Raw genomic sequence first — 22,602 nt, 5'->3', positions numbered from 1 at the left:
GATAAGTAAACAAACCGCCCAGCCGAAGCCAGACGGTGAATTGTTATTGAGCCGGTTCGTATTCGTCCACATCGAAGTTAACGATCTTCCCGTAAACGATATACTCTGCGCGGGCCTTGAACGGACCTTTGTTCCAGGTCTTCACGAACTTGTATCGAGAAGATTGCGTAGCCGAGTCGGTCCAATCAAGGAAGTTTTCCAGTTCAGCAGCTGACAGGTCGTACTCCTTCTCAGCGCCACCAACTAAGTGGATTGTGAGTAGTGCACGAGATCCGCCTTCTGAGCCTGATCCGTTTCCGGCCGTTGGTGTAGCACTCGCCTCGTTGGAATTTCCACTTTCACCACCTGTGTTAGTTGCGGTGACTACGTAATAATATTTTGTACCGTTCGTTAGGCCAATATCGGTGTAAGTTGTACCAGTAACTGAAGTCGCGATTGTTGTGTAAGGGCCACCTTCTGTTGTGGATCTCTTGATGTTGTAGCTGGTAGCATTAGTCACTGCGTTCCATTCTAAAGAAACTGAGGCGTTAAGTGGTGTGGCAGAAAGATTATTTACTGTTGATGGTCCGGTATATACTGGCGTATATTCTTGAACAGTTGTTGTGGCATCGACAGAAGTGCTATCTCTTCCTCCAACTGCATATACTTTCCCATTTACAACCCCCATTGCAAATACTATCTTACCCTCAACCATTGGTGAACGATTTACCCATGTATTTGCCTCGGGGTCATACTCTTCCACGGAATTCGAGAAACTAGTTGTTGATGTTGACAAAGATCCACCCGCTACCAATATGTGGTTATTTATTACAACAGCGGAATGAGATTGACGAGCATTAAGAATATTTGCTTTGTTGGTCCACTGTTTTGTTTCAATATTATATTCTTGAACAGCGGAATAAAGAGTTGACCACTTATCGTTCCCCCCTATTACATAAAGCTTGTTTCCGAGGGTAACGAAGGCAGAATTTGATAGCGGATTAGGGACAGTTGTTTCGGATCCCCAATTGTCAGTGTCTTCGTTATAAACATAAATTTCTGAGCCGTTAGTAATATATATTTTCCCGTTTGCTAATCCAGCGAAATTTCTTCCAGACAATCCTGGAGGACTTGCAATTGTTGACCAAATGTCGGTAACTGGATCATACACATTTCCTGTAGCACCACAAGCACTGGTGCATGCCCCACCCAAAACGTAAATTTTATTTTTGAATGCTACCGTGGCAATATCTCTACGTGCAGAGGGCATACTACTTTTTTGCACCCATTGATTTGTTGTAGGGTTAAATACATACAATGTGTTTGACAATGTCGTGGCACCTGAAACTCCCCCGACCGCATAAAGATATCCATTTAGTCCAACAACTCCATTGAAATAACTCTTTGGTGCGGGTAGATTCGCCTTCAATGTCCAGCTATTCTCTTCAGCACTAGCGCTTAAAGAAAAGCTAAAAACCGCGGATAAAATAAAAGATATTATTGCGAACAACTTGAACTTCTTCAATCCAGTCACTCCCCAATATGTAATGCCACAATCATACTAGGGAAATAAAGGAACTATAAGTCTGTTTGTCGACAAATTTTTACATTACGATTAAGGGTTGCAATACTTATCGGGATATACTCTGTCTGGTATTGCTACAATCGAAGGAACATCCAAGAAAAGCGGCCGGCTGTATGTTCCTCCCTCCTATGCTGCTTCAGAAGCGCGAAGAACCATTCGACGATCCCCGTTATCTTTTCGAACCGAAGATTGACAAGAATAGGCTTGTCATATCAGTGAAGGACGGCCGTCCGACGCCCTATACATGGCATGAGACGCCATGCTCGCCTCAATACCCGGAACTGCACGACGTCCCACTTGAAGATGTCTCTGACGCGATTCTTGACGGCGAGGTCGCCCGCATTGACCCTGTGACCGGCGCCGTTGATTTTGAATCGCTCATGGAGCGATTTCAGCTCCGCCAAGAACGGAAAATACAAGAGGCCGCGGCATCCTGGCCGGTTCATTACTTTGTTTTTGATATCCTGCGATACAAAGGAAAGGATATGCGTTCATGGCCGCTTACAAGGCGTAAGGAATTGCTGCAGGAAGTGCTGCGGCCGAACTTATTCTATAGTGATGTGATGAGCGTAGAAGGATCGGGAACGGACTTGTTCGAGGTGATCAGGCAGCGGAAGCTTGAGGGTATCGTCGCCAAACGTGCGAACAGCCCTTACGTCAGGCGCCGGGATCCGCGATGGATCAAGATCATCAATTACGAATACGCCGAAGTGACGATCGCCGGATACCGCCGTGATCAATTCGGTTGGCTGACGCACTATAAAGACCGCCCGACCGGAATCATTGAATTCGCGCCTGCAGCCCAAAAGAATGCTTTTCGTGCCGTTGCCGGTGGACTGATCACGGGTCAGGACAAAAACTTTGTATATGTAGATCCGCAGATACGGGCGCGAGTGCGATTTCGGAATTGGACAAGGCGTGGGATGCTTCGGGCTCCAGAGTTTGTGAAATTCATCTGTTAATAGAAGGAAATTTGGAGGATTATGTAGAATTTCAATATCATGAACAATCTAAATATATTTTCAGTTGTGTCGGTGACAGTATCAATTGTAATGGCGGTTCTTTCTTTTATTAATGTGAATAGACAAAAAACGGCTTCTTTGATAAATGATCAAGAAAAGTTTGTTCGGGAACTAAATCTAAAAACAAATGATGAAGTAATCGATAATTTATTTAACTTGCTTGAAATTTTAAAAAATTATCGGACTCTTGATACTTCGTATAAGTTCTTCCAGGGTAATGAAAAAGAAATCAACAAAGAATTCAACGAGAAATATTGGAACATAAATCGGTCTTTTTTCTCTCAAATATTTACTATTGAATCTATTTTTTTAAAACGAAATATTATCTTAAAAAAACACCTGCATGACTTTAATATATTAAAAGCATCCGGTCTAAACGCGGATAAATATTTTTGGGATATTAAGACTAGAGTCGACAGGGGGAGCAATCTCAAGGATATAATTCAAGAAGTTCGGCAAGCACAAATACAAGCTGAAGAAGTTATAAATCAAACCGAGAATTTGATTATAAAAATTCAAAATGACTTTATGGGGCACCTGTATAAACAAAATAATGCCCGAAAGCCGAAGCCCCCGGGCTTCTAAATCACAGCAGATAAAGCTTTTTCGTCTCGTTGTCGTATGCAAACGGGACACCGGCCGCCTTCAACACTTCGGCGATGGGAGCGACCAGCCGGCCGTCCACGATCTCGCCAGTCGTAATGACCACGTTCCCTTCCATACGTACGACCTTCGGCACGATCTCTGCCGCCGTAGACGCGGGCTTCCTGCCGAACGCGAGCTGCAGGTCTGCAAGCGTGCCCGTGTACTCGTTCAAGTCGACGTTACCAGATACGCCTGAGACCTTCCTGGTGCCATTCTTACGCGTGCCGCCCGCGCTGCCATCGCTATACTGCCAGATCGTCCATTCCCGCCAGGCTTGATTGTTGTCCGGCGGGATAGTCGCGCTGTACCTGGCGATCCAAAGCGGATAAGACGCCAATAACGGACCGAAGTTGAAACCGAAAGCGTTGCCCGTGTACACCATCGGGCGCCGCCCTGTCAGCCGCTCGAGCTCGCCAAGGAACGCCATTGCGACGGCGTTGATCTGCGTCTGCTTCAGATTGCCCGGATTGTTTTCGTAGTCCATGACCGGCGGTAGATCGAGCAACTGAACGCCGCCCGCTGCCGAGATCGCGCCCGCGAAGTTCGCCGCCTCCGCTTTCGCATCCGCCTCCGACCTTGCACCGACGAAGTGATAGGCGCCGACCAGCAGTCCCACCGCGCGCGCCTCTTTCAGATGGCCAGCGAACATATTGTCCCGGAAGGATTTTCCCTCCGATGCTTTGAGGAAAGCGAACGAGATCCCGTCAGCGGCCACCTTGGCCCAATCCACTATACCGTTATGATGGCTGACGTCGATCCCCTCGGCGTTGTTATTGCTCCGTTTTTGCAACTGCTGTCCCTCCCTTTATTTGAGCCTTGTAATCGAGCACTGCCTTTTCGATGGCCGCGCGGATCGACTGTTCGCTCACTTTGATGCCCAACGTCGCCGCGCGGTCCGATACGTACTTAATGGCCTTGTCGAGCTTGAGTGCGCCGGCCCCGCCGCCCATCATCGACTCCGCCAACGCCGCCGCCTCCGTCGCCAGCTTGTGAAGCGTCTCGCGCTGTGCGGCCGTCGTGCGTGCGTTGAGCCAAGCTGTGAACCGATTGCGCAAGCTGACCGCATAAGCGACCAGAACAGCAAAAATAAGCTCCAGCAGGTGATTTGCTAGAGCGGTCATGAACGCTCCCCAATCGTTATGCATTATTTCTCGTCCTCCTTCTGTTTGTCCCGGCGTCGCAGCCGGATCCACAAGTCGTATTTGCGCGTGTACGTTTGATACGCGAGCAGTAGCAGGCCGACCATCGTTCCACCGGTCGCAATTAACCACGTCAGCCGCTGGGCCGCGTCCATGCCCGGCGTCTGCCACCCGAATGCGATGCTCGCGCGGATCCAGACGGCCGTAACCATTTTGAAGTCGTAAGCGACAAGAAAAAAGAGCATCGACAGCATAAACGCGCTGACGACGCCCTTTTGGAAGCGTTCGTGAAAGTATTTGCGATGAGCGGCCAAAATGTAAGTAGCGGTGCCCACCGTCACGGTATACACGGCAAGCAGCGCATAGTCGATCCAGTCTAGCATAGGATCAATCCCCTTTATCGTATATAAGGTACTTGGCAAAGTTGTTACTCCGGATCTCCTCCTGCAGCTCGCGGGACGCGGTACGATATTGGATGATGGCGCTGCGCGTCTTAAGCGAGGCACGCTGCAGCTCGGATTGCTTGTCCCGGTACCAGGGGGATAGCCGCATGAGCCATTTAAACATGCGTTATCCGCTCCTCTCGTTTGGGTCATCCTTTTTAAGATTACTTACCACGCCCGCAATAGAACGATACGTATCTTTTTGCTCAATTAGCGCCGTCAGCAGCTCGTCGCGATCGTGCTCCACTTTATCGAACAGCGACCGCGGCACAAGCTTGCCGGTCACGACCATGCGCACGACATACAGCATCGTCACAAGGAAGATCAGCGCGAAGATGAGGGCGACACCATATTTCTCTGCCAACTGCGCCAGCTTGGCGACTTGGTCAATATCCTGATTCATTGCCGCCGCACCGCCTCCGTTTTAATTATTCCTGCCGGTGCAGGATTTACTACCATGAACATTGTTTTAAAAGAATATCCATTTACAAGGAAAAACCTCCCTTAATGTCGAAGAATTTAGGAAGCTTATCCTATTCTTCTAAAAGGAGGTCTGATTTGAATGCCTGGTACAAATTTAAGACCGACGTCAAAACCTATCATAAAACCCGATCATTCAGTGGACAAACCGCCAATTGTTCGCCCACCGATTAAGCCATCTAATAACGTATTCTTCGAGGAGAGATCAGTAGATAAACCACCAATAAGACTTCCCAGAAAGTAAGTCTGCGGCGTCAACCTTATTGGGTGACGCCGTCTTTCTTACCTATAGCAATCATCACGGAGTCGAGGTCGAATATTTCGATTCGAGTTCCTGACTTAGTGTCGATGAAGACTCGGTCCACTTTAACAATATTCGGATATTCAGATATCAATTCTGAATAATAAACCACTTCATCTAGACAAATGCTTTTGTCTGGTTCAAAAGGCCTTGATACCTTCTGCAATTGTCCAACCGTTCCGGACTCTTTCTCTTTGTCAATTTTGCTTACTCTCACCACTTGTGATTCATTTCGGCCAAAAACCTCATCCCAAACAGAAGGATATTCCGAATACCCTGCAACGCCGATTTTTTTTCGTACATTGTTTACTAAAATCCTTTGTTTGGGAAACACCCACTTTGCATAAGTGTAAGACAAGAAAAAACTAATTACAGCACTGATAAATAAAAATGAAATAAGAAAGTTTAAACGTCCCGAGTTATTCTTTATAGCTTGAAGACTCCAAATCAAATCTCCTCCAGTTGCAATACCGACCAAGTTGAATATTAACACCGAGCCTATTGATACCGGCAACCACAAAATAGCAGCTATTGCCGTCACTTCCGGAACCGAATGCTTTACAACGGGATTGATCCCGAACATTTGAATCCATAAATAAGCCATGAAGCCAGGAAGCAAAAATGCTAATGTGCCAATAAAAGAATCCATAGAATCACCTCGCCATAATTATTCTTTATGCGGCAAGGATATTCCTTTGTGCTCATCTTAAAATAAAGTCCCTACCTAAGCGGAGCCCGTCGCCTTACTCGCCAGTCGGTTCCGGAAGAGGCGTACCGTCAATATCGAGATCCATAGCGGCCAGATACTCCCGTACTTTTTGTTGCTGTGCGACCGGTACCCGGTCAAAGGTATATGCTCCCTTGATGATCAGCGTTGCGTACACGATTGCCATGTCAATCATTCCTCTCGAAATTTGGATTAAAAATAAAAGCCGCCCCATCAGCCGCTTAAACATCGGCATCAAGGATGGCTTGTACTTCAGCGCGCTTGCTTTCCGGTACGTCGTCGATCGTCTTCAGTCCGCGTCGAATGAGATTCGCATAAACTAGCGCCATATTAGCTTCCACCTCCTTCGAGCGCCGCCAGCCGCGCTTCCAAGTCGTCGATACGGACCTGCTGCTGCACGATCGTATCGTATGCCTCGGCAAGTCCAAGCATCGTATTGACCGCCTCTTCCTCGCGCGCTGCATCCGCTGCCGCTGCCGTCTCATACGCCTCGGCCACAGCGAGCATGGTCTGCACACTTTCTGCTTGAAGCGCGGCGACCTGCTCAGAAAGAGGTGGCAGGTAGTTGGGCGGCTCCTGAGGGTTCTTCGGATCCGGGTACGAAAAAAGCAGCGAAGGTTCTTCGCTGCTTACGTCGATACGGTATCCGTTTGCGGTTATGAAGTCTTGGGCAAATTCGCCGTATTCCAGCTGGAACATGCCGACAGTTTCCGGGTCGCGATCCTTCAGCGCTAGATAGACCTCGAAGTCCTGCTCTACGGTCGTCTCGATGACTTCCCCGGAACGCTCCCCGGTGTCCTGGATGACGTTCCCCGCCGCCTTGTCGTAATAGATTTTCCGCCCTATTTGCATTTGGCACCCCCCCCTATTCTATCGCGTACCATCTTGAGGTCAAGCTGGCCAGGCCTGCGTAAAAACAAAACCCCGTGGCAGATAAATAAAGCGGTGAATCGGGATACGACGGGGAATTAAAGTACCAGTTTATGACGCCCGTGCCTCCCGATATTTGCCGCTGAACATGATGGCCGTTTGTAATCGTGGAATCGTAGTAAGCGAAGAACTGAAGGTTGTTTTGCAGCACAACGACTTTACTAGCTAGGAAGGTCAGGCCGGATACGGTTAGACGCGCGTTTCCGTCCGTTGTCCCCGTTCCCGTTGCAACCCGCTTGGCGGTCCCGTTAACTCCGAAGACGTTCCTTCCCGACAATATATAATCCTGATAGAAGTCCCCGTTCCACGCGGTAAGCCGACTTGTGCTGTCATAGTACCCGGACGGCATCTTCATAAATAAGCCGCCTGTGCCGTCCGTTGTTACGGCAGAGGCTCCAGTATCGACGCCCGCCTTGTTCGGCATCGCGCCCGCAGCCTGATAGCTCGCCCCAGCGCTGAAGGATTTGCCTGCTAGGACGTCGCTAGGCGCGGCAGTCCCTGGAATAAAGATTTGCGCCATCGATTTACACCCCCAGGATTGAAGCGGATACTTTCACAGCGCCAGATACGGACGACGACGCCAGAAGAATGATATTCGAATTCGCATTCGCATTAAAGAACACGGGCAGCAGCGAGTAGCTCCCAGCCGTGAACGCCTGCGCGCTAACAACGACTGTTGACTGTGCTCCTGTTGCGTCTGCGTAATTCACTGATACTGAAACGGTAGTCGCCGCCGTTACCCGAAGATAAATCATAGCGTTGTAGTTTCCAGCAGGTACGAAGGACGCTGTCAGGAACTGTGCCAAGGAAGCGCTGGTTACGTTGAATTCGCTGATCGACGTGGGTTTCGCAACCATGCTCGCGGCCAGGTCGGGCAACGTGACCTTCGGCGCTGGGAATACCGTTGTGTCCGTCGTGTAGACGGAGCCAAGCGCTGCGGCCATAAAGCTAGCTGCGTGCGTCGAACTTGTAGCGCCGCCGTCGACGATAACTGTAAATGTCTCCGCGCCCGTACTCGTGCCGATCTTAGCAATCTGAATGCGCCAACGGCTGTTTGAAGAATCCCAGGATAGGTCACTAATCGCGATCTGACTTTTTACGCCGCCCATCGCTTCGGTGTACCGGGTTTCTTGCGCGCTAACGGTACCACTGTTTGAGAGAACAAACGTGAAGCGCTTCGTCAGGCGCCCGATTCCGTTTACGACGTTCCAGCTGCCCGTGATCGTAACGTCAACATACCCTGACAATGGCGTGGAAGCCGGGAAATATATGTCGGCCTTTTGGTTTGCTGTGCTAGCGGCAAATACGACGTTACCGACAAGTTTTTTAAATGAATTCCCGTCTGTCATCATCGGAGCGACAACCTTGCTCCGGAAGTTTGCGCTATAGTCGGCAGCAAGTCGCAGGGTTGCATTTGCGTCTGTCCCCGAATCACCGTTGACGGTGAAATTCAAATATCCTCCAGCAGCAGAAGCCTGAAAATAGTTGCTGGATGCCCGGTTAAAAATAAGAGCAGTTCCCGTGAACGATCCTGTTCCTGCGCCGCCAGCCGTCGTAAGAATGGTTCCTGCTGCTTGCACATTTCCCGCGAAGGCTGCCGCGCCTGACGATCTGTTGATTGATAGTGCAGTTATGACAGAGTTTCCAGCGTCATTATAAGCCCACAAAGCAAAGTTTGATCCCGTATTGTCGTTGTTCTCATCCCCAATTAATCCAAATTGAAAACGGCCACCGCCACCGGTAGATGGGCGCATAGAAAAGTGGATCTTGCCGCCACCGGCTGTGCCTACGGTAGAAATAAAGGTTCCAGCGCTGGATACGTCCCCCGTATTTTTGTTAACCTTGAATTTCGCGCCGTTAATATTCGCATCTGCGGCGACGCCGAAGCTAGTCCCATCCGCGTTACCGACAAACACCCCACCCGCCGTCGTTCGGTATTCGGTAGCTGCATTCGTGCCCGAGTCAGATCGAGATAATACCGAAAGCAGGGCTGAAGTGCTTACGGCGTCCATCCTCTTAAACGATGCGTATCCAGAGCCGTCGTCAAGCGTGTTATTTTTGGTCCAAACTTTCCCGTTTCCATCCAATTGCAGCGCATCAACCGTTACAGGTGTACCGCCCGCTCCACTGATAATACGCAGACGAAGAATGGAACCCGTAGCGCTATCACCTTCGCTTTTTTCTATGGTCGAGTAGATATCATCCGTGAAGAGCTTCAGAAATTCCGTGGTACTGCTTCCACGCCGGAATAGTGCTACGCCATTTCCGTCATCCAAAGTATTATTTTTGGTCTTTACAGAATAATCGGCAGAGAGTTTCAATGGAGACAAAGGGTAGCTCGTAGTGTCGCCATTAACGTTAAAAACGAGCCCGCCCCCTACAGACGATGCATAAATGTAGTTATAATCTGCGCGACTAAATCCGAGGCCCGCTCCCGACGATGCAAGAGTTATATTTCCTACTGAGCCTTGAACAGTTATGCCTTTAAATGACGGGGTTGCTGTAGTCCGTACATCCTGGTCAAGATGGTACCCGTCCACCATATCAGCATTCATACCACTTCCGGAGCCCATCGCCCTACCATCCCAAACTCTGTACCACGAACCCCAGACGTTACTGTAATAATTGCGCGTCCATGTTCTTGCCGTGCCATCGTTCATGTATTCGGTCAACGTTTGCTTATATCCGGCGTGACGTTCCACAAGTAACGAAAACGCATTTGTCGTCGGGCTATTTAGGACCGAGGTCGATACTGAGTTGCTATTGGAGTAGTACATGCCGCGCGCGGTTAAGTTGTTTAGGTCTTGCCCAGTTGTAATAATGGTCGGTTGCGTCAAGAAATCCGATGCGTGCATACCGTCCACCGTATCGGCGTCCAAACCTGCGCCGCTCGTTTGTATAAATGTGAGCGCCGTTGTCCCAAGCGTCACCGCGCCGGCATTACTAAGCGAAAAAACCTTCGCACCGTTGACTGTGCCAGCCCTCACGTAAACGCTTATGCCTGCGGCAACCTTTGCCGAGCTGTCAGCGTCCGCCGCCCGCGTCCAGGCTCCTGATGCAGCAACATAGATGCCGTTCTGGCTTCCGGTCGTCTGGTTCTTCACGAGCACACGGTCGCCGGCTGCTAGAACGATCCCGTCGACCGTCTGCAGTCCGGACAGCGTGATATTCGCCGTCGTCGCGACGCGCACGTCTCCATCGACGCCCTGCAATGCCATAGCGGCGTCTATCTTGTCCCAGTTGTCGTTCATCATGGTCTGAATATTGAATTTGTCAGTTGGCGGATCAATTCCGACGACCTTTTTTAGCAAATTTAGCAACGGTGTGTAAATCGGCATGTAAACCCTCCTCTATACGAATGGTGCGAAGTCGCCCAGTGGATGATCGTTCATTTCTAGCCAGCCAAGCGCCTCGACCTCTCCAATCGACAAGTACCGATACGTGTAATTGACCAGCAAATGCGCGGGCACAATCTCTGCAATTGCAGCCATCAAACTATTGATGTTCGGCGGCATTCCGAGCGTACTGACGAATCGGACCGTGAAGGTACTGCTCGGCGCATCGAACGACACTTCGATCTGACCGTTGTCGTATGCTTCGGCCACGCTCTTAAGCAATGCGCCGCTGAATTTGCCAAAGCCGCGCAGCTTGGAGCGGATAACCGCTCTCCGTTGGTCGGCCGGCTGCCCGGCGGCCGACACGATCCCAAGCTCCTCCTCCCACGAATCGAGATCCCATGTGGCGGAGCTGATGAATCGTTGCGCGAGCTGGTCGGCGATATCCGTCTGCAGCCGATCGAATTGCTCGCCGCTCGCCTGCAGGAGCACGCGCATTTCCAGGATCGGCGCGTAAAACCCAGGCAGATCCTCAAGCATCTCCGCTCCAGCTGGCGACGTAATCGGAAATTCACTCACTGACCGTCACGCTCCCTTGGACTGCGACGGAGCCCGCCGGTACCGGGACGTTGCCCGTGCCACCATTGAGCATCAGCTCCGAATAATCCTCTACGCCGGGCACGTCCAGCAGCACCGAGCCGACCCTAGCCACCTTGACGCTCGGGTCAGCCTTGTATGCGATGCTGGCCAGGTAAGCAGCAAACGCAGCTTGAAAGTCAGCCTTGACCTGGGATAAAGTGCGAGATCCGGTCAGAACTACTTCAGCCACTACGTCGACCGTCACGGCCGGCGCCGCCACCACCGTCACCACGGCTCCTGCCGGTGCGACACCTTCGCCCATTCCTTCACCGAGGCCGGCAGCCGGGTCGATGTACGCTTTGACCGCGGCGACGACGCCCGCAGTTGCCGGCCGCTTGTCCGTGCCGAGCAGGCTTACTTTGACCGTGTTGGGGCCATCCCATGTCGGCACGACGTACGCGTCCCCGACGCCCGGTACCTCGAGAGCCCACGCCCGGTAAGCAGCCCGGTTGCCACTGGTCGGCGGCGTCCGCACATGGGCATACAGCCGAGCTCGATAAGCGTCGTCCGTCTCATCATCCGTCCCTGGCGTCAATACGCCGCCCAGCGTCGCCGTGGCCAACCCATTGACGTAATCGATCGGCTGCAGAGCGCCGACAGGGACGTTCCCGGCGATGCCTGCCGTTTCGCAAGTCAGGCGGTAGTCGCCCGCCGCAATCCGCCCGGTCACATCGTAGACGAGCCCTCCGGCTCCGAATCGCGTGCCGATCGGGACATCAAATGGAGCGCCCGCGCTGTCATAGAAGAATCCCTCCCGTACTGCAGGCGTTGCGGGCTTCGGGTCGACGCCAAAGTCAGCTCCGCGCGCCCGCAGCGCGTCGCCGCTTGCCGTCTGCGCATGCTCCTGCAGATTGGCCGTTGCCATCGCCGCGTACGCTTCCGCCAGTTTGCGTGCGGGCGGCGCCAGCGCGTCGTAGATAACGCTCCCTTCCCGCCTGTCCAGATCCGCCGGTACAAGGTCCAGCATTTCAGCCAAAATGTTCTCAAATGTACGATCCTCATACATTTACCGTCACCGTCCTTTCTACCGGTACAGACCCGAAAATAGAAACGACCGTGAAGCTGACGATCGCCTCGTCCCCGCTTACGGTCGTTTGAAAATCCTCGATCGCCACGATCCGGTCATCTACCAGGAGGGCCTCGGATACCCAGCGCTCAATGTCGTTGCTGTAAAGGCCGCCGAATCGCCGCTCCGTGCCGTAGTTGCTCGAGTAGATGAAATGAGCGAAACGGTCGGTATCAAGGATCTTGTACACGGCCTGCCGCACCGCGGCGACGCCGTCAATCGTGCCTGCCATCCGCTCATTCTCCAAGTCTATCGAGAAGGTACGGCTCGGCTGTCGTTCTTCTTCTTGCACCGCTCCGAGAGACGCACCAGGGATAATCATTCAACCAGCCTCCCCGCCACGTAAAAATTGAGTGCGCCCTGCTGCCGGATCAGCACGACCTTGTCGCCCGCTTCGAGCGCGCGGCGGATCAGCACCTCCGTGCCGCCGATCGTCACCTTGTACTCGGTCAGGTGCTCCGGGACCAACAAAAAATCCTCGTCTAGCTCAAGCCGCTGATCGGCCAGAACCAGAAGAGGATCTACAGTGCTTACCACGCCATACATCACGTCCGCCAGCTTAAGGGATTCGATGTACCCCTTCGCGAGTGCCTTTACATTGTCATTTATACTCATCAGGAAACACCACCAAATCCAGGCTCATTGTGTGATCGTCACCGGACAGCTTATGCGTGCACTCTTCGACCAGGAAGAAACTATCAACGCCCACTTTGTCGATAGTGACCTGCACCTTCACACCGGCGCGCATCCCGAAATAGCCGATCGACTCGAGAGTAAACTTCCGCTGCTCCCGGTTCTTGAGCTGCAAAAGCCGCAGGGCGATGCCTTTGATCTGCTCCTCGTTGAGACCGTCGTCGACCTTTTGATAATACTGCAGTCGGCCCCACCGATCGATCGCATTGCTATTCTTGTACAGATAGGCGTCCCTATGCCCGGTCTTTTTATTGTCGCGCACCAATTTGATCTGGTTGTACGTATCATCGTCGATCGAGTCCTTTATCTTGTAATCATAGACCAGACTGGCCTCCCCCAAGATTAAGTCGATCGTCATGTCGCGGACATGCGAAAGCTTTACATTGCCATAGTCATCGTACAGCACAAAGAGATTGCCGGTGCACATCAGTGTCGTGTCGAGCGCGCGATACGCGATGTCGAGACGCTTCTGGCCATCCTCGGACACCTTCGGGATGACGAATCCCGTGTTGGCGAGCGGACCGACGGAGATCCCCACCGCCTGGCACTGGTCCCGGATGACCTGGTCGGCGCGGATGTTCTTCTTAACATAGGTATCCGACTCTGCGAGGTACCGGAGCTGATCGTACGCCAGGATCCGCACCGGGGCGTCCCTGCTTCGTTCGACGCTGAATATGCGGCCCCAAAACATCCCATCGCCATCGACCTTGACTCGGAGGACGTCTCCGTTTTTGACCTCGAAGCCAACTGCCTGATACGAGTCGTCGCGCAGGAAAGTCAGGTCCAACGACGAAGGCTTCCCGATCCGCGTCGTCTTCCAGGTCAGCTCGGATGTGACATTCGTGAGGTCCCAAAGCGTGCCGTTCAGGTTGTCTATGACGATCTCAAAACGAAACATCTGCACACCTCTGTAATAGTATTAAAGGAAAAACCTCCCTTAATGTCGAAGAATTGCATGATTCGTCTAAAGGAGGCGTTAATATGGATATTGAAAAAACAATAGATGCAGCAAAGACTCTTGAACTTCCGGTAAAGGAGTTGAGCACGAATGCCTTGGGCAAGCCAACTACGGAATTAGGAGAAGGTCTTGCTAACCTGTTTTGGCTAGTGTTCGCTCCGATCCATGCCGCAAGGAAAGCTTTAGAACCGCGAATTAATAAATTTGGCAAAGATATTGCTTTCGAGGTTTCCAAAATTCCACAAGAGAAATTAAAGGAGCCACCTCTTGAAATTGTAGGCCCCTCTCTTGAGGCGGCTAAATATCATATTGAGCATGATGAAATAAGAGAAATGTTTGCAAAATTGATAGCTTCCTCTTTGAATTCTGACTTTGAAGAAAAAGTGCATCCTTCTTTTATCGAAGTAATTAAGCAACTCTCCCCGTTTGATGTTAAAATATTAAACCTCTTGAAAGAAAACTCCAGAATATGGGGAATAGGAAATATCCACTATATAATTGATGGAAATAGGGGCATTCTTGTACCCAACTTTTTCCCCTTTCCCGATATTTCATTGGATAACTTTAGACAGTATAGTGCAGCAGTTCAGAACCTTAACCGCCTATCGATTATTAATTGGGATTTCCAACAAATTTTCGCAGACTCTTCGAAGTATGATATCTTATTTAATCACGTGCTCTATCAACAATATGTTGAAGCTATTGAAATAAGAAATGACACTAGCGATAAACCTGCATTCGTTAATTTAGAAAGAGGCATGTGGCGGTTCACTGATTTTGGGGATTTATTTATAGAGTGCTGTACATAATCACCCCTTCTTCGCCGGCAGCTGCAGCACCTTGCCTATCGGCAGTCTATTCAGCTGAGCCTCTGTAATACCATTCAGCTTCTGGATCTCCCGCCAGCGACCGGAGTCGCCGAGTTGCATGCGCGATACGTACATTAACGTGTCCCCCGGCTTAAGCGTGTACGTTGTGGCAGGCACGCGCTCGTCCGGACGCTTGGCCGGCTCCTTCTGCAGCACAGTCTGCCCATTCTTCTGGACGGCCTTAATTTTCTGCGCGCTGTAAAAGACGTACTCCTTCAGCTTGAGCGTATAGAAAATATCGCCAGGCTGGCCGGCAATCTCATAGCGCTCGAAGGATTCGATAGACATGGCCAGGTTAATTTTGTATTTGTCGTTTTTGGCATCTTGACCAACATAAATGAATCGTACAGGATATCCGCTATGCATCCACTTGTTCACGTAGTTTACATACCGGTTAGGGTCAGGTATGTCCGTTCCATTTTTTGTAAATATTCTTTTATCTACGAAAGGATACTTCTGAGCCGGAAAAAAACTCTCAATATTTATTTCCGCAAGTTCTGTTCGCTCAATTGTCCTGATCTTGCCATTTCCTAAAATATCGTAATCTTTTCCACTCCCAGAACGCTTTATATCAATTCTCTCTGGAAGAACAGGAAATACCCATTCCTCAGCCCCGTTGTTCCAGCTAATCACCATTGTAAAGGGTTGGGTCTCACTCGCCATCACAATCCCCCCGTTCCAATAAAAAGACGCCTTTCGGCGTCGAGGTTAAAGTGCCCCTAATTTTTCAAGATCGGAGATATTATAAAATATGTTGCCATAATACTTTTTAATATGGATTCCACTAAAAATGAAATCCCCCTCGTCTGCAATACGATATTCTTCGGTGTAATAGAATCTCGCTATGACTTGCGGATTTAGGAGAGACCCTTTCGCGAAAATAGTTTCTCCTGGAACAGTCCCCGTTGTATAAAAAGTGCCAATCATTTCTTCCAGCATGGCTTCAGATATCCAACCTTTACTCATTACCGGTGGATAATCATTATCAGCCCTCCCCATTGCCAAAGCCATCTGATACGACGGATCTTCCGAATCGGCATGGCCCTTGTAACCGACGACCGGCGGCTTCTCGATCGGCGTATCCGGATTGAGTGTGCAGCCCTTCTGGCCCGTGGACTCGCACGGCGTAGCAGGCGTGCCGTTGTCCGTCGACGATCCGGTACCGCCCGAGGACGAGCTGCTGCTCCCGCCGATCTCTACTTGGTTCTTTGCTGCGTTCCATTTGTACTGGACGCCGGTCAGGTCGCCGATCTTGGCCAGCGGAATGTACGTCTTGCCGTTATAATTCAGGATCGGGTTTGCGGCGTCAGCGTATTTGGTCCCGTTCACAATGACCGGCTTCTCGAACAACGTTAGCACGTACTGTTTAGCCGCACCGTAAGCCGGGGAAGCCGCCGTCGCTACCGCTCCGAGTAGCATTCCGAGAGACAGAGTCAAAATGGTCTTTTTCAAGTAAAGCCCTCCCATGACCTTTGTATATTCCCATATATCGGATTATACGGCAATAGTCATAAGATTGGTTCATTCAAAGACGCTCTGAGCGCTCGAGGCGATCTCCTCTTCCATGCTACGATTGATCCGGACAATGATCTCGTCAACGTCCATCCCTTTATTGATCGGTCCGGTCGTCACTTGCACCGTCGGCGTCAGCGTAACGAAGTTCTGTATCGCCTTGATCTCGGCCAGATCCCGCATGACCTTCAGGTCCTCGCTGCTTATGTCGACCGTGTCGCCGATCTTACCGACCTCTCCGACCTTGCCTATGTTTCCGATGTTACCTTTCCCGTCACCTTTAGGAAGATTGAACCCATCAAGCGAATCCTTGATCTTTCCAACAAACCCGCTGCCGAGGTCATATCCTTGTTTCGCTGCGTCGGTATAGCTCCATTCGTCCAAACGCGGGATGTTAACGACGTCTTTGTCGGTCGTCGGAGCTTCCAAGTTGTTCATTAAATCTTGGACCGCATCGCTCATCGCATGGACGTTGTCAGTGTCAAAGAGATCTGGCTTTGAAATATCGAACCCCGGCAGTTTGTTAAGTGCGTCCGTCAACCATCGAACACCTTTGAGGACACCATTAATTCCATCCAGCACGACCTTCATGAAGCCTTGAGCAAAACCTTCCGCTCCCATAAGCATGTTGTACATGTGCCCTAAGAACGTCATAGCCAGGTCGTAGAATAGCTTTTTTACCGAGTACACAGGATCTATAAACAAGTTGATCAGAAACTCTGCGAATGAAGCAAAGATATTCCAAAGGTAAACGACTTTATTATAAATAAATGCTGCAAGAACGAAGAAAAATCCCATTACAGCTCCTACAATCTGCTCAACGGTGACTCCCATTTGCAGCAGCACATAAATCAGGACACCTACGGCAGCCGCCACGAGAAGCACCGGCCAATACGCCGCCAACCATGCAACTACTTGTCGATATATGGGGACAAGCATTGCCCAGAGCGCCGGTGTAACCTGATAGATAATTATGCCAGCTACAGCGATCAGAAGGCTTGAGATTATCGGCCAATAATCTACAAAGACATCCCCAAACCACACGGCAGCATGCACCGCGCCGTTGATGGCATTTGAGATGAGCCAGAATCCTGCGCTAATAATCTTGAAAAACGGGTCGAACTTGCCAGAATCGAACGCCTTAAGCAAGTAATCGAAAAGCGGCTCCAAAGCGGAGAGCGCGTCGGCGCCTGTCTGCTTGAACTTAAACTTGAATGTCTCCAGCACCCCGTTCCATTTGGCCGCCGGGCTGTCCAACATCTTCATGAATGCCTTTTCGGACATGTTCTGTTGGTTCAGCAGCTTGTCCATTCCCTTGATGAAGCCGTCGATGTCCCCGGCCTTCCCCGCCTTTAATGCGTCGCTATTTTTAATCTGCGCTCGACCAATGTTAAATCGTTCAACGATTGAGGTGTAATCTCCCGAGAGGAGTTCTTTCATCGAGAAAGCAGCGCCTTCAAGATTTTCGAAGGGATTAAGCTTCTGCAGCCTCATAGAAAGTTTGCTCAGCTCAGCCAGGCGCTTCGGGTCAGTCGTGTTACTCATGAACGACATCGCGCCCGACAAAGACTGATCCACGTTTTGGCGGAGTGCCAACGCCTGCTTTGTAAGCGCGTCAAATATCGCCCCGCCTGCCGCCTCACTGCCAGCTCGAGCCGAGAATGTGTCGAGCGTTTGCTGCTGCTGCATGGCGCCGCCGACTGCCGACTTGTACGCGGATCCTACGCCCAAAGCCGCTAGCACGCTGGACACAACCCCTACAATTCCGCGAATACCGCCGAAGCCTCCACTCCCTCCAGGTCCGCCCCCGCCGCTGTCGATCTTGGTGATCAAACGGTCGATGGCATCAATCAAACGATCAAACGTGGATTCGAGGTTGCCCATGACACCGCTGAGCTGCGCATTCACAATGAGCTGCACATGAGCGACGATCGTGCCGATACGGCCGATGATCTGCTGACGCAGAAGCGAAGCTTGCCGCAGCGCCGCCGCGGTATCCAGCCGCACTAGTGCATTGATACGAAGTGCCGTGCTATGCAGGCCGCCCAAAGCGGAGCTGACCTGCGCGCGCAGGTGGGCAGTGTCAATGTTAAGCCGCAGGGCAGCTCCCGCGGCGCCGGATCTGACTTGCGTTTGAATCCGAGCGAGCTCCCTGGTCACTTGGCTTGAATCGATCAGTACATGCAGCACACCGCTGCCCAATGCGTTAATACGCGAGCGGAGTCGCTCCATCTCACCGACGGCCCCGCCCGCATCGATGCGTACGGTAAATTCGGACCGCATTGCCCCCTGCAGCTGCGTGGCCAGATTAATCGTCCGCTGCATGGCATCATTTACACTGCGGAGTTTGGACGTGAAGCGATCGTACAGTGACATGGATGCTGCAAGTGTGGCCATCCTAATCTCCCCCCTTCCTATTTCTTTCTGGACTTCACTTTAGCTTGCGCTTGTGCCTTCTTCTCGGCATCGACGCGCACGCGGATCATCCCGATCAGCGCCGCCTTCTTTTGAGAAGAGAGCCCGGCAAACTCCCATGGCATCATGCTATATTCGTTGAGAGCGTAGTACGCATAGACCCACTCGCCTACGCCCTCCTCGATCAGTTTTTTACTTCGTCGGCCATTTCGGAGAGGTCACGATCGAAACCGTTAATCTCTTGAACCTTTGCAGCCAGCGTAGCAAACTCGCCGGCGAGCAGCATCTTTCGGACGAGCGCAGGCGCACCCTTGACGCCGTATGACGTCTGCAGGGCGGTATCATTCAGATTCGGGTAGACGACACACTCCGAAATAAGTCGGCCAAGGTAGGCTGCGAAATCCGTCTCCGGCACTTGCATGCCGTTTTTGCCCTTGACGCGCTTGGTGGACAAGTTGCGGAGTTCGTCGTTACGATCCTCCGAGATCGCGCGCAGGCGCCATGCGACTGGCTTGCCTTCCTTGTCCTTGTATCGATCCGAGACGACCACTTCTACCTCCTCGGTCTGGGCGACGTTCTCCGCGAAAAACAAACTCATATCAGACATGGATTAATCCTCCGTTTCGATTATCAGCCCAGCGTAGGGACGGTGAATTTTGTTCCAAGATCGATGCCCTGGAAGGTGAACGATACTTCCTCGTCCAAAGCATCAGCTTCGGTATCCAGCGCAGCCATGACGACCTCGTCTAGGTTAACGTCGAGCAGTGTTACGATCTGCTTGCCCGTGGCGGACGTCGGATCCTCGTTCGTGATCTGAATGTCGAAATAGGTGTCCTTGCCGTTCTGGATGTAGTCGTACATCATTTCTCGGAAACGGGACGTCACGTAGTAGATTGTCATCGTGCCGGATCCTTCCCAGCCCGTCGCCTTCTTTTGGGTGTTCCGGTTGCCGAGGACCCGAACGTCCGCTTTGTTCTTGGTCGCAGTCGCCCGCAGGTCCTTAACCATGAACATCTCAAACGTCTCCTTGCCGATCGTGGCGGTAGCCGTGCCGGCGTTGCCGGCGATCGTGTCGCCCGCCTTCAGAAATCCCGCCATCTTACCTCACCTGCACTTTCATGTAGATTTTCTCGATAGCGTCGACCGGCTGAATGGCAGCCGTCACGACCACCGAATCGGCATCATCACCTTGGACGACGGAGATGTCGGTCAGAGGGTCGAAGTTCTGGATGGCGCCGATCCCCTGATATGCCGTCACGATCTTGACGCAATCCTTCCGGAAGAGCGCACGGCCGGCGTCATCGTTACCGACCTTGCCGATGTATGCGGCCTCGAATGTGTTCTTCCAATCATTAGCCAGGCCATCCAGCACCCGAAGGGTCCGGTTTTTCGCAAACAGCCGGCTCTTAGTTGGCGAAAAAGAGTGGAACGAGTTGATGTCCTGCTCCACCACGACTCCGCCGGCGCGCGCGGTAAAGACGAGCTCTCCGTTCTGCAGCGCTGCGATGGTCTGCGCATTGGTGAAGCGCGTCCCCGCGTCCACCGCACCATCATAGGCGGTATATGTTAGGGACAGGTTGGCCGCCGCGGCCGCGGTCGCCCCCGCCACCCATGCCGTTGCCTGGCCGGCCGTCAGCGTCGTGCCGTCGTCGAGTTTGACGCCATTCTTAACGCTGATAACGCCCTCAAAGTCAGCAGACGGATAGTTTTCGACGACGACCTGGATCTTACGGCCCTCATCGTCGCGGAGCCGGCGCGCAAACGCTGCATAGACTCCCTTGAGCGTACTGTCCGTGCCCGCATAAGCGACGGTCTGAAAGTCCTGCAGCTCGACCGCATTCAGAAAATCGGTATGATCGCCGTTAACGACCGTTCCGTCCGCGCCGCCCGTGAGTGGAGCGCCGGCGGACGCGGCGAGCGCGCCGGTACCGGACCAGTCGATCCAATTGTTAGACACGAGGCCTGCGATACTGGCAACCGTCTGCTTATTGACGACGGTGCCGCTAAGCAACGTCGAGACGTCGTACTTGCTGTTGTCGTCGACGTTTACCGCGATCGCGATCGACAAGTCGTTGCCGCGGACACCGCCGTACCGCGCCGTCGCGGTCAGGTTGCCGGACGTGACCGTCGCCTTCGTACCGGTATTGAGCCGGAATACGAGTAGCGTCTTGGCACGCTTGAGAGCCTCGCGCACCAAAAGCAGAGGGGACCCCGTGATGTCGTATCCGAGTTTGGTCGACGGATCCTCGCCGGCCTCGAGCGTGACGATCGTCTTCGACGCACCCCAAGGGAGCGTCAGGCCGATCGCGGCGGTACCGCGATCGCCCAGCGTCGCCGCTGATCCCTCCGAGACAAAATTGATATAGACGCCCGGGCGGACCTTGTTCATAACCGTATATGTGCCGCCTGCCATGTGTTAGTTCGCCTCCTTGTTCAGAAATTCATTCAGCCGCTCGTCAACTTCGGCAGCTGTGTAGAGCTCGCCATCCTGCAGGAGAGCGGCGATCGCGTCGCGGTGAGCAGCATATCGCTCGCTTGCAATCAGTTGCGCGCGGGTAAACTGCGGCGCCGCCGCGCTTGCCGGAACATCAACAGGCACGGCCAATCCGGTCGGCTCTTCGTAGGCAAGTTCTTCTTTCTGCTTAGCCAATCAAATCTACCTCCTCGATCAGAGTTTGCATTGTCGGCCCCGACGTAGGCTGCCGCGCTACGCGAAACTGAACGACAAAGAAAAAATGCAGCACGCCGTCAACCGTTTCGTGCCGCATACGGATCCCGCGCAGGTCACCGCCCGGCGTCGGCATCATCTCCAGCACATCGTAGAGCCGCTCGGCCACATCGTTCAGTTCGGCGTTGTCTGGGCCGAAGTAGTGGACGTCAAAGGAATGTTCCCGACGGTACCGGCTGCCCACCTCCGCCAGCTGAGCGGCGTCGAGCAGTTTGACATAAAAACGCCGTTGCCCGAGCCCCTGCTTGATCTCTTCATCCGACACCTTAATGCCAGGGAAAGAATCAGCAAGCGCACCGACGACGGCGTCGCGTATATCGTTAATCGTAATGCTCACGGCATCACCTCATGTGCCGGTTGATGAATTGCTGCAGCTTCCGTTCGAGAAACGCCGGCAGCTCGCGCTCGAGCTCCTGGATAGATATCGTCAACATGAAGCGGCCATCCACCCAGCCGGCATGATCCCGGGTCCTGTGGCCATGTTCGACGTACATGGCGTATTCGACCGGATTAATGATTTCGACCTCAATGCCTGTCGGCGTCCACTTAATTTCACCGATCTGCCAGCTCCGGCGAAGCAGCCCAGTGTCTACCGGCGTCCGGGCGACCGTCTTGGCCAAGAGACGCGCGGCGAGCTCGCGGATACACTCGACGAGAAAGCCCGGGAAGCCTGACTCGATTTCCTTCAGGCTCCGTTGCAGCGCGCGCATGTCCGAGAAATCAAAGTCCCCCAGCCTGGCCATCAGGCATAATCCTTCCGGTGCAGGCTGATCTCTTGATGCGTCGGGTAGATGAACGGCTCTCCGGCCCGATAAGTTCGGGCGTCGCCCAGCGGCGTCCACGTGCCCGCGACCGCTTGACCGCGCTGTACGGTGATCGTATCGCCTTGAAGGACCTCCAAGTCGGGTGCAATGAACAGCTTTGCCAGATAGTCGACGTCATTCTGCGCTTCCGTCTGGCCGTCTCTCGGCAGTCCGGTCTGCGAGATCCGACAGGGCTGGTCAGCGTAAGCGACGATTGGCTCGGTCACGGTCGCCTTGTTCGGCTTGACCACTTCATGCTGTCGCTCGACCGTCGCCCGATCCGTATACTGCCGCTCAAGCGCGGCGCGGTACCTGGCATAGTTGATACCCACA

At 52.5% G+C, this 22,602-nt stretch carries 31 protein-coding genes; 3 read left to right on the top strand and 28 right to left on the bottom strand.

The window, feature by feature from the left end; genetic code table 11:
- Window positions 1-43: 43 nt before the first annotated feature.
- Complete coding sequence (locus tag ACFOTD_RS25920) at window positions 44-1,504, bottom strand: Kelch repeat-containing protein (protein ID WP_378122846.1); 1,461 nt, start codon at window positions 1,502-1,504, stop codon at window positions 44-46.
- A 188-nt stretch (window positions 1,505-1,692) separates the two neighbouring features.
- Between ACFOTD_RS25920 and ACFOTD_RS25915 the strand changes: the two genes are divergently transcribed.
- Together ACFOTD_RS25915 and ACFOTD_RS25910 are read left to right on the top strand one after the other, a co-directional pair.
- Complete coding sequence (locus tag ACFOTD_RS25915) at window positions 1,693-2,526, top strand: ATP-dependent DNA ligase (protein WP_378122845.1); 834 nt, start codon at window positions 1,693-1,695, stop codon at window positions 2,524-2,526.
- A gap of 39 nt (window positions 2,527-2,565) precedes the next feature.
- Window positions 2,566-3,171: a hypothetical protein gene (locus tag ACFOTD_RS25910; RefSeq protein WP_378122844.1), complete on the top strand. Its 606-nt coding sequence runs from the start codon at window positions 2,566-2,568 to the stop codon at window positions 3,169-3,171.
- A 1-nt stretch (window position 3,172) separates the two neighbouring features.
- Here the strand turns inward: ACFOTD_RS25910 and ACFOTD_RS25905 are convergent, their stop codons facing one another.
- The 16 genes from ACFOTD_RS25905 to ACFOTD_RS25830 form a co-directional block, all read right to left on the bottom strand.
- The gene (locus ACFOTD_RS25905; protein WP_378122843.1) at window positions 3,173-4,021 is read right to left on the bottom strand and encodes a glycoside hydrolase family 25 protein; all 849 of its coding nucleotides are present in this window, start codon (window positions 4,019-4,021) and stop codon (window positions 3,173-3,175) included.
- Complete coding sequence (locus tag ACFOTD_RS25900) at window positions 4,002-4,376, bottom strand: phage holin (protein ID WP_378122842.1); 375 nt, start codon at window positions 4,374-4,376, stop codon at window positions 4,002-4,004. Before ACFOTD_RS25900 ends, ACFOTD_RS25905 begins: the two co-directional genes overlap by 20 nt.
- A complete protein-coding gene (locus tag ACFOTD_RS25895; RefSeq protein ID WP_378122841.1) occupies window positions 4,376-4,753 on the bottom strand; it encodes a hypothetical protein in 378 nt (125 codons plus the stop codon). Before ACFOTD_RS25895 ends, ACFOTD_RS25900 begins: the two co-directional genes overlap by 1 nt.
- 4 nt (window positions 4,754-4,757) lie before the next feature.
- On the bottom strand, window positions 4,758-4,937 hold the full coding sequence (locus tag ACFOTD_RS25890; RefSeq protein WP_378122840.1) for a hypothetical protein: 180 nt from the start codon (window positions 4,935-4,937) through the stop codon (window positions 4,758-4,760).
- 3 nt (window positions 4,938-4,940) lie between these two features.
- The gene (locus ACFOTD_RS25885) at window positions 4,941-5,216 is read right to left on the bottom strand and encodes a hypothetical protein (RefSeq protein WP_378122839.1); all 276 of its coding nucleotides are present in this window, start codon (window positions 5,214-5,216) and stop codon (window positions 4,941-4,943) included.
- Between the two features lie 337 nt (window positions 5,217-5,553).
- A complete protein-coding gene (locus ACFOTD_RS25880; protein WP_378122838.1) occupies window positions 5,554-6,243 on the bottom strand; it encodes a DUF6338 family protein in 690 nt (229 codons plus the stop codon).
- Between the two features lie 94 nt (window positions 6,244-6,337).
- A complete protein-coding gene (locus ACFOTD_RS25875) occupies window positions 6,338-6,487 on the bottom strand; it encodes a CD1375 family protein (protein ID WP_378122837.1) in 150 nt (49 codons plus the stop codon).
- Between the two features lie 55 nt (window positions 6,488-6,542).
- Window positions 6,543-6,650, bottom strand: coding sequence for a CD1375 family protein (locus ACFOTD_RS25870; protein ID WP_378122836.1), 108 nt, complete (start codon window positions 6,648-6,650; stop codon window positions 6,543-6,545).
- Window position 6,651: 1 nt separating this feature from the next.
- Window positions 6,652-7,173 carry a hypothetical protein gene (locus tag ACFOTD_RS25865; protein WP_378122835.1) on the bottom strand — a complete coding sequence of 174 codons (522 nt, stop codon included), beginning with the start codon at window positions 7,171-7,173 and terminating at the stop codon, window positions 6,652-6,654.
- Window positions 7,174-7,186: 13 nt separating this feature from the next.
- Window positions 7,187-7,771, bottom strand: coding sequence for a hypothetical protein (locus ACFOTD_RS25860; protein WP_378122834.1), 585 nt, complete (start codon window positions 7,769-7,771; stop codon window positions 7,187-7,189).
- 4 nt (window positions 7,772-7,775) lie between these two features.
- Window positions 7,776-10,589, bottom strand: coding sequence for a hypothetical protein (locus ACFOTD_RS25855; RefSeq protein ID WP_378122833.1), 2,814 nt, complete (start codon window positions 10,587-10,589; stop codon window positions 7,776-7,778).
- 12 nt (window positions 10,590-10,601) lie between these two features.
- On the bottom strand, window positions 10,602-11,165 hold the full coding sequence (locus tag ACFOTD_RS25850) for a putative phage tail protein (protein WP_378122832.1): 564 nt from the start codon (window positions 11,163-11,165) through the stop codon (window positions 10,602-10,604).
- Window positions 11,158-12,231 carry a baseplate J/gp47 family protein gene (locus ACFOTD_RS25845; protein ID WP_378122831.1) on the bottom strand — a complete coding sequence of 358 codons (1,074 nt, stop codon included), beginning with the start codon at window positions 12,229-12,231 and terminating at the stop codon, window positions 11,158-11,160. Before ACFOTD_RS25845 ends, ACFOTD_RS25850 begins: the two co-directional genes overlap by 8 nt.
- The gene (locus ACFOTD_RS25840; RefSeq protein ID WP_378122830.1) at window positions 12,224-12,613 is read right to left on the bottom strand and encodes a DUF2634 domain-containing protein; all 390 of its coding nucleotides are present in this window, start codon (window positions 12,611-12,613) and stop codon (window positions 12,224-12,226) included. The genes ACFOTD_RS25845 and ACFOTD_RS25840 overlap by 8 nt, the downstream gene beginning before the upstream one ends.
- Complete coding sequence (locus tag ACFOTD_RS25835) at window positions 12,610-12,906, bottom strand: DUF2577 domain-containing protein (protein WP_378122829.1); 297 nt, start codon at window positions 12,904-12,906, stop codon at window positions 12,610-12,612. The genes ACFOTD_RS25840 and ACFOTD_RS25835 overlap by 4 nt, the downstream gene beginning before the upstream one ends.
- Entirely contained in the window at window positions 12,893-13,882 is a 990-nt protein-coding gene (locus ACFOTD_RS25830; RefSeq protein WP_378122828.1) for an XkdQ/YqbQ family protein, read from the bottom strand. Before ACFOTD_RS25830 ends, ACFOTD_RS25835 begins: the two co-directional genes overlap by 14 nt.
- An 83-nt stretch (window positions 13,883-13,965) precedes the next feature.
- Between ACFOTD_RS25830 and ACFOTD_RS25825 the strand changes: the two genes are divergently transcribed.
- A complete protein-coding gene (locus ACFOTD_RS25825) occupies window positions 13,966-14,751 on the top strand; it encodes a DUF4393 domain-containing protein (RefSeq protein WP_378122827.1) in 786 nt (261 codons plus the stop codon).
- Here ACFOTD_RS25825 and ACFOTD_RS25820 read toward each other — a convergent pair whose 3' ends face one another.
- From ACFOTD_RS25820 to ACFOTD_RS25770, 11 genes are all read right to left on the bottom strand, one after another.
- Window positions 14,752-15,474: a LysM peptidoglycan-binding domain-containing protein gene (locus ACFOTD_RS25820; RefSeq protein WP_378122826.1), complete on the bottom strand. Its 723-nt coding sequence runs from the start codon at window positions 15,472-15,474 to the stop codon at window positions 14,752-14,754.
- 45 nt (window positions 15,475-15,519) lie between these two features.
- Window positions 15,520-16,263, bottom strand: a complete 744-nt coding sequence (locus ACFOTD_RS25815; protein ID WP_378122825.1) for a stalk domain-containing protein — start codon at window positions 16,261-16,263, stop codon at window positions 15,520-15,522.
- A gap of 69 nt (window positions 16,264-16,332) precedes the next feature.
- Complete coding sequence (locus tag ACFOTD_RS25810) at window positions 16,333-18,720, bottom strand: hypothetical protein (protein WP_378122824.1); 2,388 nt, start codon at window positions 18,718-18,720, stop codon at window positions 16,333-16,335.
- Between the two features lie 17 nt (window positions 18,721-18,737).
- Window positions 18,738-18,866, bottom strand: a complete 129-nt coding sequence (locus tag ACFOTD_RS25805; protein ID WP_378122823.1) for a hypothetical protein — start codon at window positions 18,864-18,866, stop codon at window positions 18,738-18,740.
- Between the two features lie 56 nt (window positions 18,867-18,922).
- On the bottom strand, window positions 18,923-19,345 hold the full coding sequence (locus ACFOTD_RS25800) for a phage tail assembly chaperone (protein WP_378122822.1): 423 nt from the start codon (window positions 19,343-19,345) through the stop codon (window positions 18,923-18,925).
- A 23-nt stretch (window positions 19,346-19,368) separates the two neighbouring features.
- A complete protein-coding gene (locus tag ACFOTD_RS25795) occupies window positions 19,369-19,836 on the bottom strand; it encodes a phage tail tube protein (protein ID WP_378122821.1) in 468 nt (155 codons plus the stop codon).
- 1 nt (window position 19,837) lies between these two features.
- Window positions 19,838-21,151: a phage tail sheath family protein gene (locus ACFOTD_RS25790; protein WP_378122820.1), complete on the bottom strand. Its 1,314-nt coding sequence runs from the start codon at window positions 21,149-21,151 to the stop codon at window positions 19,838-19,840.
- Between the two features lie 3 nt (window positions 21,152-21,154).
- On the bottom strand, window positions 21,155-21,388 hold the full coding sequence (locus tag ACFOTD_RS25785) for a hypothetical protein (RefSeq protein ID WP_378122819.1): 234 nt from the start codon (window positions 21,386-21,388) through the stop codon (window positions 21,155-21,157).
- Entirely contained in the window at window positions 21,381-21,803 is a 423-nt protein-coding gene (locus ACFOTD_RS25780; protein WP_378122818.1) for a phage tail terminator family protein, read from the bottom strand. The genes ACFOTD_RS25785 and ACFOTD_RS25780 overlap by 8 nt, the downstream gene beginning before the upstream one ends.
- A 4-nt stretch (window positions 21,804-21,807) precedes the next feature.
- On the bottom strand, window positions 21,808-22,209 hold the full coding sequence (locus ACFOTD_RS25775) for an HK97 gp10 family phage protein (protein WP_378122817.1): 402 nt from the start codon (window positions 22,207-22,209) through the stop codon (window positions 21,808-21,810).
- Window positions 22,209-22,601, bottom strand: coding sequence for an ABC transporter ATP-binding protein (locus tag ACFOTD_RS25770; protein ID WP_378122816.1), 393 nt, complete (start codon window positions 22,599-22,601; stop codon window positions 22,209-22,211). Before ACFOTD_RS25770 ends, ACFOTD_RS25775 begins: the two co-directional genes overlap by 1 nt.
- Window position 22,602 lies beyond the last annotated feature (1 nt).

The sequence above is a fragment of the Cohnella sp. GCM10012308 genome, assembly GCF_042649185.1.
In the GTDB taxonomy this organism is placed as follows: Bacteria; Bacillota; Bacilli; order Paenibacillales; family Paenibacillaceae; genus Cohnella.
This window is presented reverse-complemented; position numbering and strand designations above follow the sequence as displayed.

What these genes read in the sequence shown, in the direction of transcription:
- ACFOTD_RS25835 (WP_378122829.1), bottom strand. Translation starts at nt 12,906, where the DNA reads ATGAGTATAAATGACAATGTAAAGGCACTCGCGAAGGGGTACATCGAA.
- ACFOTD_RS25865 (WP_378122835.1), bottom strand. Translation starts at nt 7,173, where the DNA reads ATGCAAATAGGGCGGAAAATCTATTACGACAAGGCGGCGGGGAACGTC.
- ACFOTD_RS25775 (WP_378122817.1), bottom strand. Translation starts at nt 22,209, where the DNA reads ATGGCCAGGCTGGGGGACTTTGATTTCTCGGACATGCGCGCGCTGCAA.
- ACFOTD_RS25795 (WP_378122821.1), bottom strand. Translation starts at nt 19,836, where the DNA reads ATGGCGGGATTTCTGAAGGCGGGCGACACGATCGCCGGCAACGCCGGC.
- ACFOTD_RS25880 (WP_378122838.1), bottom strand. Translation starts at nt 6,243, where the DNA reads ATGGATTCTTTTATTGGCACATTAGCATTTTTGCTTCCTGGCTTCATG.
- ACFOTD_RS25825 (WP_378122827.1), top strand. Translation starts at nt 13,966, where the DNA reads ATGGATATTGAAAAAACAATAGATGCAGCAAAGACTCTTGAACTTCCG.
- ACFOTD_RS25915 (WP_378122845.1), top strand. Translation starts at nt 1,693, where the DNA reads ATGCTGCTTCAGAAGCGCGAAGAACCATTCGACGATCCCCGTTATCTT.
- ACFOTD_RS25855 (WP_378122833.1), bottom strand. Translation starts at nt 10,589, where the DNA reads ATGCCGATTTACACACCGTTGCTAAATTTGCTAAAAAAGGTCGTCGGA.
- ACFOTD_RS25900 (WP_378122842.1), bottom strand. Translation starts at nt 4,376, where the DNA reads ATGCATAACGATTGGGGAGCGTTCATGACCGCTCTAGCAAATCACCTG.
- ACFOTD_RS25830 (WP_378122828.1), bottom strand. Translation starts at nt 13,882, where the DNA reads ATGTTTCGTTTTGAGATCGTCATAGACAACCTGAACGGCACGCTTTGG.
- ACFOTD_RS25895 (WP_378122841.1), bottom strand. Translation starts at nt 4,753, where the DNA reads ATGCTAGACTGGATCGACTATGCGCTGCTTGCCGTGTATACCGTGACG.
- ACFOTD_RS25860 (WP_378122834.1), bottom strand. Translation starts at nt 7,771, where the DNA reads ATGGCGCAAATCTTTATTCCAGGGACTGCCGCGCCTAGCGACGTCCTA.
- ACFOTD_RS25840 (WP_378122830.1), bottom strand. Translation starts at nt 12,613, where the DNA reads ATGATTATCCCTGGTGCGTCTCTCGGAGCGGTGCAAGAAGAAGAACGA.
- ACFOTD_RS25890 (WP_378122840.1), bottom strand. Translation starts at nt 4,937, where the DNA reads ATGTTTAAATGGCTCATGCGGCTATCCCCCTGGTACCGGGACAAGCAA.
- ACFOTD_RS25805 (WP_378122823.1), bottom strand. Translation starts at nt 18,866, where the DNA reads ATGATGCCATGGGAGTTTGCCGGGCTCTCTTCTCAAAAGAAGGCGGCG.
- ACFOTD_RS25810 (WP_378122824.1), bottom strand. Translation starts at nt 18,720, where the DNA reads ATGGCCACACTTGCAGCATCCATGTCACTGTACGATCGCTTCACGTCC.
- ACFOTD_RS25875 (WP_378122837.1), bottom strand. Translation starts at nt 6,487, where the DNA reads ATGGCAATCGTGTACGCAACGCTGATCATCAAGGGAGCATATACCTTT.
- ACFOTD_RS25910 (WP_378122844.1), top strand. Translation starts at nt 2,566, where the DNA reads ATGAACAATCTAAATATATTTTCAGTTGTGTCGGTGACAGTATCAATT.
- ACFOTD_RS25870 (WP_378122836.1), bottom strand. Translation starts at nt 6,650, where the DNA reads ATGGCGCTAGTTTATGCGAATCTCATTCGACGCGGACTGAAGACGATC.
- ACFOTD_RS25845 (WP_378122831.1), bottom strand. Translation starts at nt 12,231, where the DNA reads ATGTATGAGGATCGTACATTTGAGAACATTTTGGCTGAAATGCTGGAC.
- ACFOTD_RS25790 (WP_378122820.1), bottom strand. Translation starts at nt 21,151, where the DNA reads ATGGCAGGCGGCACATATACGGTTATGAACAAGGTCCGCCCGGGCGTC.
- ACFOTD_RS25800 (WP_378122822.1), bottom strand. Translation starts at nt 19,345, where the DNA reads ATGTCTGATATGAGTTTGTTTTTCGCGGAGAACGTCGCCCAGACCGAG.
- ACFOTD_RS25885 (WP_378122839.1), bottom strand. Translation starts at nt 5,216, where the DNA reads ATGAATCAGGATATTGACCAAGTCGCCAAGCTGGCGCAGTTGGCAGAG.
- ACFOTD_RS25820 (WP_378122826.1), bottom strand. Translation starts at nt 15,474, where the DNA reads ATGGCGAGTGAGACCCAACCCTTTACAATGGTGATTAGCTGGAACAAC.